Genomic DNA, 14,519 nt, shown 5'->3' on the forward strand with positions numbered 1-14,519 from the left:
TTATTATTATTATTATTATTATTATTATTATTATTATTCTCAAATCACTCTAAAGCCCTTTTCCTTTCTCCTTTATCACCAGAAAGGCTGAAAACCTTTTTCTCTCATTAACACACTATTTTCGTGAACTACTCCCAGCTAAAGCATAGGAACTTTCTCCCCTCTTTCTCATAAAAGCTCAATTCTCAATATCTACAACTGTTACTATATAATTACTATGTTATAATCATTCGGTTCGTTTACTACAAAATCCTCTTACTAGAAAGGTGAAACTAAAGATGCTTGAAGTCTACTGTGATTCGTCTTATAATGAAAGTGAAGACTCCTACCTCGGTTGCGTGGTGTTACGGGATGGCGGGCAGATCCACCAGTCAACAACTAAAGTCCCGGGTCATCCTCAGAATAATCTTGACTGTGAACTTGCAGCCCTCAATTTTGCCATATCCCTTGTCAGGATTTTTTCAAAAGGCGATGCCGAAATAATTGTTTATAATGATTCTACTGAAGCCGTAAGAGCTTTTCAGGGAAGGGCGCAGGAAGTAGAAAAGGAGTTTTCAGGGTCCAGAGTTAGCTTTGAATATATTCCCCGCGAGAAGACGAACCAGGCAGCTGCAGACAGCCTGTCTAAAAAGTTTCCTGTTTTTTTCTCGAGTATATCCACGTCTGATGTGGAATCTTTTTCGAGGCGTGAAGACGTTCTTTCAGATATTGCCCGGAATGGACGTAACGTTTTTTATCTGGAAAAAGTTCCGGAAATGTCCACAAACAAAAAAACCTGCTACAGGCTGATAGTCCGCACAATTGAAAAGATCCTTTCCGATGACCTTGTTTATCCGGTAAAAAAAGGAGGTCCTGGCACTCAGGTAAAGGCTGCGGAAGAGATTCGAAAAGACCTTTCAAACCCTGAGGTCCTTTCTTCCCTGAAATCAAAGGGAGTAAGGCTTGAAAACTCCTATTTCCTGCTCACGGACGAAACCTGGGGGCTTCGGGGTACGGACAGTCAGGCTTACTCAATTCTGCCTTCTTCCATCCCCCATAAGATAATATGTGATGAAGTAGACAGGTCGCCTCAAAACCTCTTCAGAAGAGCAGAACGTTTCAGGTAATTTCCCGGAATCTAACAGGCCACTGCTTAAATTCCCTCTTTAAGGGACCAAATGCCGGTGTTGAAGATGTTAAAGTATCCAGTTTATAATGTTATCCAACCCTTAAACCCAACTTAAACCCTGAGAATTCATGAAACCCATAGATTACAAGATACAGCTTTTGCTAACAGTTTTCGTCAGCTCTCTACTCCTTGGAAACCTTCTCGGGAGCAAGCTAATTGAGATATTCGGGGTCGTAACCTCGGTAGGTTTTTTCGCATATCCGGTTACTTTCCTTATTACGGACATGGTAGAAGAAGTTAAAGGAAGGGAAGTGACAAAGGTTTTCTTACATGCAGGTTTTCTTTCACTCTGTATTGCATCCATTTTCGTGTTCATAAGTACTGGTCTGGCACCATCTCATTTGTACCCGAATAATGAGGCTTATAATAGCGTTTTTTCAAATTCCATGAGAGTTATACTGGCAAGCATGATCGCTTTTGTTATAAGCCAGCACCATGACCTGTGGGCCTTTAATTTCTGGAAGCAGAAGACAAATGGCAGGTATCTCTGGCTCAGAAACAATCTTTCAACAATTGTTTCCCAGCTGCTCGACTCCATCGTTTTCACGTTTATTGCTTTCTATCATGTAACTCCCGAACTGGGGGTAGTTTCAGTTTTTTATATGATTTTGCCTGTCTGGATCCTTAAAGTGATGTTTGCTCTCCTTGATACCCCCTTTGTATATCTTGGTGTCAGATGGCTTGCTTCTGGAAACATAAACGATGTCCCCTATCCCGGGGAAAGCGGGGAAGCAGGTCCGGTTAAAGGTTAAAACAGGTGCAGTTCCTGAAATCAGGTCCGATCCGGGAGTGGATCGGGAATCTTTTTTAGGGACTTACATACCAATGCTTATGGGCATCTCCGTCCTATACATTAACGGGGGTGCTAATTACGGTAGAACATTCTGAGACCGAAATACGGCAGGTTAAGGCTGAAATCCCGAGTAATGCGAAAAGTTCAGAAACAGATTTCGAAATAAAGGCTGAAGAGCAGGGGAAATCAGGTGCAGAGGCTGGTACTCAATACACAGGAGTTCCCTCCGAAGACTTCTGTATCTCCTGCCTGAAGATGCCTGAAGAACAGCGTAATGCCATTATTCTGGAAATCCAGCAGGTAGCTGAAAGGATTCTGAAAGCCCATGGAGTTATCAAAGAACCTGAAGACCTTCTAAAGGGGGAATGGTTTCTCAAACTTCAGAAACCGGGGTTTGAAAAGAAACTGGTTCTTGCAAAGTCTGGTGAAGAGGTCTTTATAGGTTTTTATATCTATCCGGAAGAGGCTCCTGTGCCTGATCCTAACTTTGTTTTACTTTCTCAATACGGACTCTGGTACCCGCAAAGAATAGAGGAAAAATTTGAAGAAACTGTCGCCTCTTTCTTTACGGGAGCTTATGGGGACTACGATTTCCTCAATATTGTCCCTGAAAACGTTGTAATATTCCAGACCTTTCAGCGTGATTTTGCAAAAATGCTTGAAGATCAGGGCTGGGCTGGGCCGGATGTGGAGGTAGTTGATAAAATTATGCCGAAAGATTAAGTTTCTGCGAACTGCCCCCCGAATCCCTCCGCCTGAAGACCCGGAGGTTTGGGAAAGGGAGTCTTCTTGCTTTAAACAGATAAAATCTACCCAATTCAGAGAGTTAACTTTTTTCTTGTTAAACTCATTCCGGGATTAATTTTTCTTTTATGTCCCTTAGTTTTAACTCTTTGTTTTTCCCACAGAATATTTAAATATTGAAAGCATACGCAGTTTCAGGTACATACTCAGTGATATTACTTGCTTTTATCTTGTGGCTTTTATAGTAATCGCTTTTCAGAAGGTCTTTTATGTTTTCGATAAATTCCGATTGCATCCTATCAAAAAAATCAGAAGATATCCCTCCTTTCTATGTGATGGAAGTACTGGAAAGTGCCAAGGCTCTGGAAGCTCAGGGCAGGCATATAATCCATCTTGAGGTCGGAGAGCCTGATTTCCCTACTGCTCCCCATATCTGCGAGGCCGCCTGTGCTGCGATTGGTAGGGGATTTACAAAGTACACTCACAGCCAGGGGCTCCCTGCTCTCAGAGAGGCAATAGTTGAGTCTTATCATCAGAAGTTTGGAGTTGACCTGGACCCGAATCAGGTTATTGTTACTTCCGGGACAAGCCCTGGTCTCCTGATTGTTTTTATGGCTCTGCTTGAAAAGAGGGATGAAGTAATTATGTCGAACCCTCACTACGCCTGCTATCCAAATTTCGTAAAGTATCTGGGCGGGACCCCTGTTTTTGTCTATACGAGCGAGACTAACGGCTTTGTCCTTGAACCCGAAACAGTAAGGCAGTGCCTGAGTCCGAATACCAAAGCCATCCTCATTAACAGTCCTTCAAATCCCGGGGGGCATGTTATGTCTCCTGAAAGTCTGCAGGGCCTTGCCGCAATAGCGGATGAAAAAGGAATTCCTATCGTTTCGGACGAAATCTACCAGGGCCTGATCTATAGCGGAGAAGAACACAGCATTCTGGAATATACGAAAAATGCCTTTGTCCTTAACGGCTTTTCCAAACTGTATGCAATGACCGGCTGGAGACTTGGCTATATTATCTGCCCCCCTGATTGTATACGAGCGATTCAAAAAATTCACCAGAATTTCTTTATCTGCGCTAACTCCTTTGTCCAGGAGGCAGGCATTGCAGCCCTGAAAGGTCCTCAGGAACACGTTACTGAGATGGTCCAGACCTACAATATACGTCGCCAGTACATGCTTAAAAGGCTTCTCGGCATGGGCCTTGAAGTGCGCAAAGAGCCAATGGGGGCTTTTTATGTCCTCGCTGATGCCCGCAAGTTCTGCAGTGATTCTCTTAAATTGAGCCGCAGGATTCTCAATGAGGCAGGTGTGGCAGTAACTCCCGGCATAGACTTCGGAAACGGGGCAGAAGGCTACCTGCGTTTTTCCTACGCTAACAGCCTTGAAAACATTGCAGAAGGCATGGACCGTCTGGAGGCTTTTCTGGAAAAAGAATTTGAAGGCGAAGGATGAAGAATGAGACTGAAGAATGAGACTGAAGAATGAGACTGAAGAATGAAAACTTCTAGAATCCGGAAGCAGTCCGTTTTTGCCTCTCAATCCTTATAATTATCTTCCTAATTAATTTTTCTAATCAATTTTTCTAATCAATTTTTCTAATCAATTTTTAATAAGAAAACCTTGTTAGATTTTTCATTGGTTTTTCTTTTTTACTGTGTACTTAAAGTTCATCTCCGAAAGATTTTCCAATTCTACCAGATCATCAGGAACTGATGATTTCTCTTGCAGGTTTTCATCTCTTTTCCCTGATCCCCTCTGAAACTTTTCGAGTGCCCTGCCGCCTGCCGAAACTTTTCTTGGGAATTTTAACTTTAACTTTTCGGGGTTTCTTTTTATAATAATGCCTGCAGCCAGCAGAACCAGGGTTGCAGCAAAGTAGGTAAAGAGATTGAGGTGGAGTTTTTCCTCCATCACAGGGGCTGTCTCTCCGGAGGCATTGATCTCTTTTGAAACCGTGCTGTATCCGGTCTTCTTTATAGCCAGTTTATGCTGCCCTTCGTCTGCATGAAATACGACCGGAGTTATTCCTTTGTACTTCCCGTCAAGGTAGACATTTGCTCCGGAGGGGCTTGAAGAAATGCTGTATACCCTCTCGTTTACACGGAGCTTTTTTGAGATTGAGGCAGTTTTCCCGGCTTTAACAAGCACCCTCTCAAAGACATCGTCATACCCTTCCTGCGTTAGCACCACTTCATAAAAACCGGGCGGTACTTTCTCTATAAGAGCCGGGGTTTTTCCCACGAGCTTTTCGTTTATATAGATCTCAGAGCCGTTTGGAATTGTTATGATTTCGATTTTCCCGAAATTCCCTTTTTCGGCTGCGGCTGTATTTTCAGCCTCTTCAGTCTCTTCAACTGTGGAATTGCCCTGCTCGGGGTCTGCGGTAGATATGTCCGCAAATACAGGGCTGACGGCTAAAGTAAGTATCAGGAAGGAAAATACTATGCAGGTAAGGATTTTCCTGAAGTCTTTCGGTTTAACCCCTCGTTTAAGATCAGGTTTAATTTTTATACGGAATCCCTTCGTTTTGAATGATGGGTCTTTTTTTCAAGTAACTGATATTTATAACTCCTCATTCTCATTTCCGGGATTGAATTGAATCCAAAAGAGGATATTATCAAAAAGAGGTCTATTTCGAGAGTATCGATACTGGAATTAGATAGTAATCATACAAAGATGAGAACGTTTTCCTGAAAATCGAAATTAAAGAAAATTAAAGAAAATAATAAAGGTGGGGCTGGTGAGATTCGAACTCACGATCGACGGGTATCTCCGAACAACTGCTTTCACAGTTTTTCTGGTGAGCATCTATCAGTGCTCCAACGGTTCCTCATTGTCCTGCCCCGTCGGGAAAGACTCGGTAGACCCGTTGTTCATCATTTATCCGCTGGAGCCCATCGCCATGCCGGGCTAGGCCACAGCCCCTTAATGAAAGGTTAACAAGGATACTGACATATCCTTTCTCTTTTAAATAGTTAACGGCAAGAAACATGGTTTTTGAGAACATATTTCTATTTCTTCCTCAGTACATAAACAGAAAATAGATTATTCCTGCAAGGATTGCGAGCACAAATATCGCAAATGATATGTAACCAAGCAGGCGAACTGCGAAGTCATATGCACTTACCTCACCTGTCCATTTGCCTGTTCTGCGGCGGTCGAAGTATTTCATCAATTTCTTGTTTAATTTCAAAGGCTTCAGGGCTCCATTTTCAATTTTGTTCTATATCAGGGGTTTTGCAAATAAAGTTGTTTATCTGAATCCCTGAGGTTTCGGGAAGTATAATTGCATAAAAGCCAAAGAATCAAAGGAACGCGGGAATCGAATTCCTTATTTGCTTGATGCCCTTATGAAAACAAAAGAAGGTTAATAATGGCTTCAATCTGTTTTTAAAGCCATGCTAGCAAAAAAGTAAACGGAGAGCTTTTTTCTTATCTGTTAGCTCTCGATGGATTTCGTTGACCGTCTGAAATGTTGTTGTCTTAATCGGTTTTTTAGTCTATTTTGTTGAATTTGGATGCAGGTGCCCCACAGATTGGACAGTTCCCTTCAGGTTCACCTTCCATTGTATGTCCGCAGACCCCGCAGACGTAATAATCAACCTCTTTATTATTCCCAATTTCTTCCAGGGCTTTTTCATATAGTCTGGCATGGACCTTTTCTACTTTATTTGCCACTTCAAAGCTCCAGAGAGCCCTGTTGTCCCCTTCGGTTTTTGCTTCCTCTATAAACATGGGGTACATTGTCTCAAATTCGTATGTTTCGCCGTTAACGGCCTCTTTCAGGTTATCCATTGTAGTTCCAATCCCGCCCATACGCTGGAGGTGATTGAAAGCATGGACTGTTTCCGCAGCAGCAGCGGCTCTAAAGAGTTTGGCTATCTGATGATATCCTTCTTCATCTGCTTTTTTCGCAAAGGCCAGGTATGTCCTGTTCGCCATTGATTCGCCAGTAAATGCAGCTTTAAGATTATCCTTAGAACTCATATATCTCTCCCCTTGATTTGAAATCTTTTTTACCCTATTTACTGGGGTCATATCTATTATTCTTAACGCCCATAAGAACAGTGAGCTTCGCTGCCCGAATTGCGCCTCGGGATCACAGGAAATCGGAGATTTCCTGGGAGTTGCGATGTAATCGCAACAGTACGCGGTCCTTTTCGCTGCGCTCAAGAGGACTACTTTATGGGTTTTAGCAGTGAGATTCGCTCAAGAGGGCTAATTTGTGGGTTTTAGCAGTGATATTCGTTCAAGCGGACTAAATTACAGATCTTTCGGACCCATACAACCAGATTCGCTATTCTGGGTCGTTCCTGTCACGCTCGACGCAGGAGAGCGGCCTTTCCTGCAAAAAAGAAGAGAAGAGAAGAGAAAATAAAGGCTAGAAATTAAAAGTGACATCAAAAGGGCTAAATTAAAATTACTCGAAAACCCATTACTCACTTTTTTGACGAACTGCCGGACCGGCTGGTGAAAGCAATTATATTTGCTGGAAGCGAAAAATGGCTATCGGGGTTAAAAGTATTTTTGCTGGCAGATCGGTTCAGTCCACATGCGGGGCAGGAAGGGAGAAAACTGACCGATTTCCTCGGGGGTTCCGGAATGGATTCACAAATTAATCAGGCAACACCTGTTTTCTAAAAAGAGGTTTTAATGAGGTTGTAATAAGGTTTTAATTCAGAGATTTACGCCCAGGGCAGGATTCGAACCTGCGATCCCCAAAGGAGAAACGGTTTTCGAGACCGTCGCCCTACCGCTAGACTACCTGGGCATTTTGCTTTAAGAACGTTTTAGGTTAGCTTAAACGTTAGCTTAATGTAACGTTAGCTTAAATGTTAAACGTTGCTTAAATGTTAAACGTTAGCTTAAACGTTAGATGGATTTTAAATAATGAGGACGTTTCCGGGCAGTACCCGACGTTTTTGGTGCAGAGTTAAGTGAATAGACTTTCTATCTTATATATTTTATTCTCAGCGGGCTCCCGGATTTTAAAAATCAAAAAGTGACCTCTGACCCGCAGGTTTTTCCGGACTCTCTTTCTCTGGCCATTTTTTACCCGCTCTTGCTGTCTTTTCTTCCTCATTTTCGATTGTGTCTACGGATTTTTTTCTCGCAAGGTCAGAAAATGAGATCTGAGTTCTGGACTTTCCGATCTCTCTTTTTGTTATTTTTGAGGCTTTTTTCTTTTCCTCGGTGCCTTTTTCTGCAGGTCCGGGTTTTTCTGCTTTCAGGTGGCCTGGCAGTTCGAGCCAGCCGTACTGGCCGCCTCCGCCGGGGTGAATTATAACATCGCCCTTCCTGAAGGCGAGAATTGCGTTTACTATCCTGTCATCCACTATTTTCAGGGCTTCAGGTTCTGCATAGATAAGGGCTTCAACCTCGTTTCCGAAATGCCCTACAATGGTCTCCCAGGCAGTCTTTACGCCTTTTGTCTGGACGCTTGCGTGGCCGAGTGACATCTGTATGATCTCTGCAAGAGGGATCAGGTGAAGATAAGGAGGTCGGTGGTCAGGATGCTCGGGTTTTTCAAAATCCGCAAGTTCGTTGACCCGGTCAGCGACTCCTTTTTTTATAATACCTCTGCATATCGGACAGCGCCATCTTCTTGCTTCGGCTTCTGGCAGCGGATATTGAGTAAAGCACTTAACGCATGCAGACCGGTTATACTTTCCCTCTTCAGGGAAAAACCCGACGTTCAGAGTAGCTCCGTATCCCTGCTCCCTGAGAATTGCTTTCTTGATGCCTTCAAAAGTAATGTCAGGAACATTGAACTGAGTAAATTCCCTTGCCAGTTTATTGGTAGAAGGGGAATGAGCATCAGAGTTTGTAAGGAAGGTCAGTCGGTGCAGTTCCTCAATCCTGTCCGCGTAATTACTGTCTGCACTCAGGCCAAGTTCAATAAAAGAGACATATTCTGTCATATCCCCATAGCAGCTTTCCAGGCTGTCATGGTAGCCATAAAGAGCAGTCCATGGTGTGAAAGCATGACAGGGGCCTATAAGAGCTCCAAGATCTTTTGCAATCTCTGCAATTTCACAGCCATCCAGCTTAACTGATGGGCGCCCATCTGCTTCAAGGTTTCCGAAAGGGGCAATTCTTTCTGCCAGCTCTTCGGCTTTTGAAATCGAAGGTAAAATCAGGAGGTGGTGTACCCGGTCGATATCCTCGACCTCGGTAGTGGGTATAAAAAATATATTTCCTATTCGGATTTCTTCGTCTGAAATAGCTGCTTTTTTTATCTCTTCCAGCCACTTCGGATGAGTGCAGTCCCCTGTACCGATAAGCTCCATCCCTTTTCTCGAAGCTTCACTAGCAATTGTGGGTAGTTCCATCTTCCCCGAACACGCCATCGAGTACTTTGAGTGGAGATGGAGGTCTGCATTGACTTTCATTTCCGAACCTTTCGCCAGAATCGTTTTTAACTTTCAGGTTCCTTAACTATGTATTTCTCTATCCGGATTCTCTATCCGCGTATTCTCTACCTGGAACTTCCCTATCTATGTATTTATCCTATGTAGCGCAGGTCTTCTTCCGTGGGTTTAACTTCTGGGAAGTTCTGCTGCTCTTCTTTTTCTTTCAACTTTTCGAGGATACTTTCCATTTCCTCTGCTTTTTTCTTAAGGGAGTCTGTGTTTACCTCGATCCCGAACATATTACACAGTACCTTCAAAAGAGACTGGGCACTTTTGGGATCCATCAGGTATCCAGGTGTCATTCCCATAAGGCAGGCGGCATCTATGCCCCTCATCCCGCTAAAAGCCACAAGCAGGCCGGATGCTCCTACGATTCCCCCGCTTGGCTCCGATTCCCTGAACTCGACCCCGAATTTCTTAATCTCTTCGATCAGTTCCGTGCTGTTGGCAACCCCAAGGACTGTCTCTTCATAGGTGAGTTTGCCTGTCGGATAGCCCCCGAGGGTGTATATTCTGGGTACTTTAAGTTCCTCTGCAATGTCCAGATAAAGAGAGCAGAGTTCGTAATGTCCCTGTGAAGTAGTGCTCTGGTGGTCCCCTACAAGAAATAGAACATCAGTTTCGTTTACTTTCCCGTGGTATATGGTGTTGCTTACCGGACGGACAGTACAATCTTTATTGATAAGGACCTGGGGTGGAAAATGCGGAGAATAAACCTCCATAATCTTTTCAGCCTCAAGTTCATCTACCAGATGCTCTGCCACCAGCTTGCCAACAAGCCCTACTCCCGGAAGCCCGACTACCAGTATGGGGTTTTTGAGCTCAAGGTTTTCTTTCAGGCGGACAAGTGTACTTTGCTGCATAAAAATCCCTTATCCTTTCTTTGCCAGTCTTCGGTACTTGCCGTAAGGGTCCTTAGGAGAAAAGCGAGCCGGGATCGCGGGTAAGACTTCTCCCCCGCAAGCCGGGCATTTTTCCCTTAAAGTGTACCTGCCGCAATTTTTGCATTTGCGGATCTTTTGTCCCAAAGGTTATCACGCCTTTGCTGATTCGATATGCCGTTTGAAAATCCCATGTCCGCCAAGTTTAGCAATAGTGTCTACTGCCGTCTGAGCGGATTTTTTAAGGACTGATTCGGCTTTCTTATAGTCAGGAGCTATTACCTTGATTCTGTATCTCGGAGCCCCTGTGTAACTTACTTCGAGCTTGATATCTTCCCCATCAACATCACTGATGGAATTTGCAGCATAAAGGGCCTGTTTTATGACCTCTATGCCGTTTGGAAGATTGCAGGTCAGATCCACATACCCTGCGATATCCACGAAGGGCAGTTTGATATTTTCTCCTGCGATTTTGATTATGCTCTGTAAGTATTTTTTGTTGACTTTGAGCTCTTTAAAGGCGCTTTCCCCTTCAACAGCTGCTTCTTCGAAGGCGGCGTATGCACTTCCAAACTCTTCTACAAGTTTCTCATGCAGAGCCTGCAGGCCACTTTCATCGCCCTCGCTCTCTGTCTCTTCAGCCACGAACTGGAGCCACTTGGTGGCTTTCTGCTCATTCTTCCAATCCTGGATCTTAGCCCGCCGCTGGTGCTCATTTACGTCTTTCAACGAAAGGTCGATGTGGCCTCGGGAAGGGTCCACGTTCAGAACCTTGCAGACAATCTTCTGCCCTTCCCTTACGTAGTCCCTGACGTACTTGACCCAGCCTGCTTTAATTTCGGAGATATGGATGAAACCTTCCCTTCCTCCGAATTCTTCAAGCTCGACGTAGGCTCCGAAATCAGTTACATTCTTCACCGTACAGACAACAAATTCTCCGATTTCAGGCCAGTTATCGTTTCCCATTCGTACCACTTCTCAATTTTTGTTCTCTAAATTATTCTATACTCTATTCCTGTTAAGTGCTTTCCCTGATGCGGTTATTCAAGTACTTCCAGGATGTGAGTGGTAATTGTTGATTTTCCACCGGTTGGTTCGGCAAGGGTCCTTCCACAGACTACGCAGGTAATTTTACGGCTTGCGCTTCCGAATATGATCTGTTCGTTTTCGCAGTCGTTGCACTTTACGCGCAGGAACCTGCTTTTTGGTCGCTGAGTGTAGTCTATCATTTTATTTTACTCCTTGAACTCGAACTTCTTTGCCCTGAAACAGGGTCTCTGGTGGGCTTTCTTACATACGGTGCAGCGGTATCTGAGCCAGATGCGCTTTGTTGGCTTGTCGCCACCGGGCACCTTTGAGAACTTTCCGCTGTTTCCTATGCCTTGCTGTCTTTTCTTCTGCCTCGCAATGTGGGTCATTGATGAAGCTTGGCCCTTCTTAACCCTCTCTGCTACGTGTTCTTGGTGGGTCTTACAGAACGGGCAGTAAGTTCTGAACCTCTTTGGAATCTTCATTCTTTACACCTTTTTGATGATTATTGGTATTTTGTGCATATTCCGGCTTTTGCGGAAAAGCACTGTTAAATATACTTATTGAATATACGTATGGCGTTACGTATGACGTTTAATTCCTGGGAATCTATTAATTTGGGAAGCGTTAATTGATAAGTTTGAAATCGTCTGAACCTCTTTTGTTTCGATATCCTGAGTGACGGTCTCCTATTGAAGACGAGGTCAGAGCACGCTAACAAGGTTAAGCTACACAGATATAGCTACACATATATATACTAATACTATTGCCTGAAGTGCTTTTCCTTCATAAGGCATGAATCCTTTGTTTACAGGGTCTCTGATATGCCTGTCCACAACTGTTTTTCTGGCTAAAATAAGCTGCATGTCTCCAAGGAATCAGTTCTTTTCGGAATTCTTTTCTCCGGAGCCTTTCTCTCCGGCAGCAATCAGTTTTGCTGCTTTCCGCTTTATCAACCCTGTTGCATTCAGTTGCGGCAAAACAACCACATTTTCGGCATTGACCGTATAGTTCCGGCCGTCCGCCCCTGTGAAGGTAGGCAGGTCCTTCAGTATTCGGACAACAACATATTCTTCGTTTATATTGTTTTTGCCCGACTCTGTCCCTGTGTTCTTCCCTTCGGCAGTCACAGTTATTCCCCTGCCTGTTTTTGCGTCTACAAGAACAGCGGCAGATGCCTGTCTTGCATCCCCTGTCCCGGGCCAGACCGGAATCTTCCCTGAATCGGGATAAAGAATGGGGCCTAAAAGCTCTACTTTTGCAGCTTCTATTCCCTGAAGCACAAGATCATAAAGCATTTTCTCTGCAGGAAGCAGCTTTTCGAGATCCTTTGAAATAGGTTTATCAGCGTTAGACTGGATCGTTGCCCGGGTAATGACCTTCCCTATCCTTTTCATAAAGATAGTCTCAAGGTCCGAAAGCGCTCTTTCATGCTCGTCATTAAGCATCTTTGATTCCGGAGAACGGGGATTATTAATCTTCCCTATCTCTTTCTCAAGCTCCCTGATGTATTTTTCAGCTTCCTGATAAAAATCAGCCTGAATCGTTTTCAATGTCTGGTTTTTTTCCTTATACAGTGTTTGGCTGATTTTTTCTATGTCCATACTCCGCAACACCTCTACAAATTAGATATACGGCTGCATACTCCGGAACTTCCTGTATGCCTTCTTCTATTCTTAAATCCTTGCCCTTCAGCTGTACTGAGAAAGGCTTTGAAACGGTTATTTTTGTTGGTTTGTCGCTGAAGATCACTGCATCATTGAGCGGATCAAACCTTTCCAGCTCGGAAAAAGCAAGCTTCTTAACCAGCATCCCGGACCCGCCGTGCAGGGACCCGGGTACGCGGATCAGGCGTTTGATGTCGGCAGTCACCGGTTCATCAACACTGGCTCCGAACCTGTTCAGGAAATCCTCAACTGATTCCTGCATAAAATATGCGGCAATCTCCTTAAAATTTCTTACGTCAAAGTCCAGCCTTCCTCTCTCCAGAATGTCCTTTAAGCCATTCTCGCTGTTCGTAATATTAATCAGCTTTTTTATTGTGGCATCCCCTACCTTCTCATGCTTGCGGAGTTCGGGAAACATATCTTTCTTGTACTTTTTTTCACACTCAGTCTTCATGTAGTCCGTAAGATAAAGCGCAATCCTCTTACCCCACCCGGAATCGTATCCAACAAGCGTGCACTTCATAGGCACGTTCTTAATCCCTTTAAATGCCTTTGAGCCTGTCCCGAAATCCCCATCCATTGCAACCTCCTTGAAAAAGTGCTTGAAATCAATGTCCCTTCCGCTCACATAATTCACGATTTCCCTTCTCTCTGAACTCCCGAGCTTCAGAACTTTCGGATTCGTAACGTGTAAATGATATCCCCTTCCTCCGGAAAAGACCAGCTCCATTTCCTGTTCTGAAACTCCAAAATCGTCTAACAGAAAATCTATGAGCTTAAGAGTCTCTTTCTTCACAAGCTCAAGCATATCAGCATAATTATTCGGGGCATTTGGCAGGTGGTCTGCATCAAGGTCAAAGATTAGTTCTGCCCCGAGCCAGTTTTTCTCATTCATCTTCTTTGCATCAGGGTATTCGTAGTAAGCCGTAGAATTGTAAACATGCGCAGGAACCATGCCGTAAAGGTAATCAAGAGCCTCTCCAGGCGAGCCGAAAGACTTGTGCCGATGCATCATTTTTTCCGGCATATCATCGTAGAAGATGAAAGCCCATTCTCTATTAGGCAGGTGGTCAGGAAGAACTATTTCAGCGGTTTTATAATAGTTCTGAAAACAGGATTTCAAATAACGGGTGGTTCGGTGGTCCATGGTTTTTGGGAATTTGGGTTTTGAATCTTTTAGTTTGATTTTAGGTTTTGGGTTTCCTAAGATAGATTAACTCATATTTTACTTTTGTTTATATGAGTTTTTTTAAAACAGTTTTTTTATCCTCAATTTGTGTCCCGGTCAGAGGCTTCAAAGCCTGCTGGAAAACCACCAGTTCAGGATCACATAAATAAACATCATTCCTGGAAGGAAAATCTGGACTTTAATAGAGTCGATTCGAAGATAGAGTAGGTTCAAAGTAAATATTGTCAGCGGAAAGGACTCATTATAGGTTAAACCGGGATGGGATTTGCTCAGAAAGAAAAAGAGCTCATATACAATGGAAATAAATTGACTAAGAAATCCGGAAATGAATTTCCTGTTAATATATATAATATCTCTATAATTGTTCCTGTCAATGCCCGTGAAAAACCAGAATAACTATCGAAACTGACACCGAAATAAGAACTTTTGGGGGGAAGGTCTTATGGGAAGCAAAATTAGCCTTAAAAATCACATTAACGCGGTTTTATGTCGTCTGAAAAAGGAAGAACTTGAAGACTCGTATGTTGTTGAAGACTCATATGTTGTTGAAGACTCATATGTTGTTGAAGACTCATATGTTGTTGAAGACTCATATGTTGTTGAAGACTCATATGTTGTTGAAGACTC

15 protein-coding genes, 2 tRNA genes and 1 pseudogene are annotated in these 14,519 nt (G+C 43.6%); 5 read left to right on the forward strand and 13 right to left on the reverse strand.

The genetic code is table 11. From position 1 onward, the window contains the following. The first annotated feature begins 278 nt into the window (after positions 1-278). The 4 genes from EO92_RS10130 (at position 279) to EO92_RS10145 (ending at position 4,165) form a co-directional block, all read left to right on the forward strand. A complete protein-coding gene (locus EO92_RS10130) occupies positions 279-1,106 on the forward strand; it encodes a ribonuclease H family protein (RefSeq protein WP_048136221.1) in 828 nt (275 codons plus the stop codon). A gap of 130 nt (positions 1,107-1,236) precedes the next feature. After that, a complete protein-coding gene (locus EO92_RS10135) occupies positions 1,237-1,920 on the forward strand; it encodes a queuosine precursor transporter (protein ID WP_048136223.1) in 684 nt (227 codons plus the stop codon). A 110-nt stretch (positions 1,921-2,030) separates the two neighbouring features. Beyond that, positions 2,031-2,684, forward strand: a complete 654-nt coding sequence (locus EO92_RS10140; RefSeq protein ID WP_048171351.1) for a hypothetical protein — start codon at positions 2,031-2,033, stop codon at positions 2,682-2,684. Between the two features lie 290 nt (positions 2,685-2,974). Beyond that, complete coding sequence (locus EO92_RS10145; RefSeq protein ID WP_048136227.1) at positions 2,975-4,165, forward strand: pyridoxal phosphate-dependent aminotransferase; 1,191 nt, start codon at positions 2,975-2,977, stop codon at positions 4,163-4,165. Between the two features lie 180 nt (positions 4,166-4,345). On the opposite strand, the gene EO92_RS10150 is transcribed toward EO92_RS10145, so the two are convergent. From EO92_RS10150 to priS, 13 genes are all read right to left on the reverse strand, one after another. Then, positions 4,346-5,224 (reverse strand): PEGA domain-containing protein, encoded by an 879-nt coding sequence (locus EO92_RS10150; RefSeq protein WP_369793143.1) that lies wholly within the window; start codon positions 5,222-5,224, stop codon positions 4,346-4,348. A 221-nt stretch (positions 5,225-5,445) separates the two neighbouring features. Beyond that, positions 5,446-5,638 (reverse strand) — tRNA-Trp (locus EO92_RS17765). A 97-nt stretch (positions 5,639-5,735) separates the two neighbouring features. Continuing rightward, positions 5,736-5,885, reverse strand: a complete 150-nt coding sequence (locus tag EO92_RS17770) for a hypothetical protein (RefSeq protein WP_156165785.1) — start codon at positions 5,883-5,885, stop codon at positions 5,736-5,738. A 323-nt stretch (positions 5,886-6,208) separates the two neighbouring features. Next, positions 6,209-6,700, reverse strand: coding sequence for a rubrerythrin family protein (locus EO92_RS10155; RefSeq protein WP_048171354.1), 492 nt, complete (start codon positions 6,698-6,700; stop codon positions 6,209-6,211). Between the two features lie 701 nt (positions 6,701-7,401). Then, positions 7,402-7,484, reverse strand: a tRNA-Ser gene (locus EO92_RS10160). A 217-nt stretch (positions 7,485-7,701) separates the two neighbouring features. Then, entirely contained in the window at positions 7,702-9,105 is a 1,404-nt protein-coding gene (locus EO92_RS10165) for an endonuclease Q family protein (protein WP_048171356.1), read from the reverse strand. Between the two features lie 113 nt (positions 9,106-9,218). After that, on the reverse strand, positions 9,219-9,989 hold the full coding sequence (locus EO92_RS10170; RefSeq protein ID WP_048171358.1) for a proteasome assembly chaperone family protein: 771 nt from the start codon (positions 9,987-9,989) through the stop codon (positions 9,219-9,221). Positions 9,990-9,998: 9 nt separating this feature from the next. Next, the gene (locus EO92_RS17165; protein ID WP_082098461.1) at positions 9,999-10,154 is read right to left on the reverse strand and encodes an RNA-protein complex protein Nop10; all 156 of its coding nucleotides are present in this window, start codon (positions 10,152-10,154) and stop codon (positions 9,999-10,001) included. Positions 10,155-10,160: 6 nt separating this feature from the next. After that, the gene (locus tag EO92_RS10175) at positions 10,161-10,973 is read right to left on the reverse strand and encodes a translation initiation factor IF-2 subunit alpha (RefSeq protein WP_048171360.1); all 813 of its coding nucleotides are present in this window, start codon (positions 10,971-10,973) and stop codon (positions 10,161-10,163) included. Between the two features lie 74 nt (positions 10,974-11,047). Then, positions 11,048-11,236, reverse strand: coding sequence for a 30S ribosomal protein S27e (locus EO92_RS10180; protein WP_048124561.1), 189 nt, complete (start codon positions 11,234-11,236; stop codon positions 11,048-11,050). Between the two features lie 6 nt (positions 11,237-11,242). After that, positions 11,243-11,521, reverse strand: a complete 279-nt coding sequence (locus tag EO92_RS10185; protein WP_048136241.1) for a 50S ribosomal protein L44e — start codon at positions 11,519-11,521, stop codon at positions 11,243-11,245. A gap of 393 nt (positions 11,522-11,914) precedes the next feature. Then, entirely contained in the window at positions 11,915-12,640 is a 726-nt protein-coding gene (locus EO92_RS10190; RefSeq protein WP_048171363.1) for a hypothetical protein, read from the reverse strand. Continuing rightward, positions 12,606-13,850, reverse strand: a complete 1,245-nt coding sequence (gene priS / locus EO92_RS10195) for a DNA primase catalytic subunit PriS (protein ID WP_048136245.1) — start codon at positions 13,848-13,850, stop codon at positions 12,606-12,608. Before priS ends, EO92_RS10190 begins: the two co-directional genes overlap by 35 nt. A 484-nt stretch (positions 13,851-14,334) precedes the next feature. Here priS and EO92_RS10200 point away from each other — a divergent pair. Further along, a pseudogene (locus tag EO92_RS10200) lies at positions 14,335-14,519 on the forward strand (formylglycine-generating enzyme family protein); the annotation flags it as partial.

It is taken from the genome of Methanosarcina sp. 2.H.A.1B.4 (genome assembly GCF_000979385.1).
In the GTDB taxonomy this organism is placed as follows: domain Archaea; phylum Halobacteriota; class Methanosarcinia; order Methanosarcinales; family Methanosarcinaceae; genus Methanosarcina.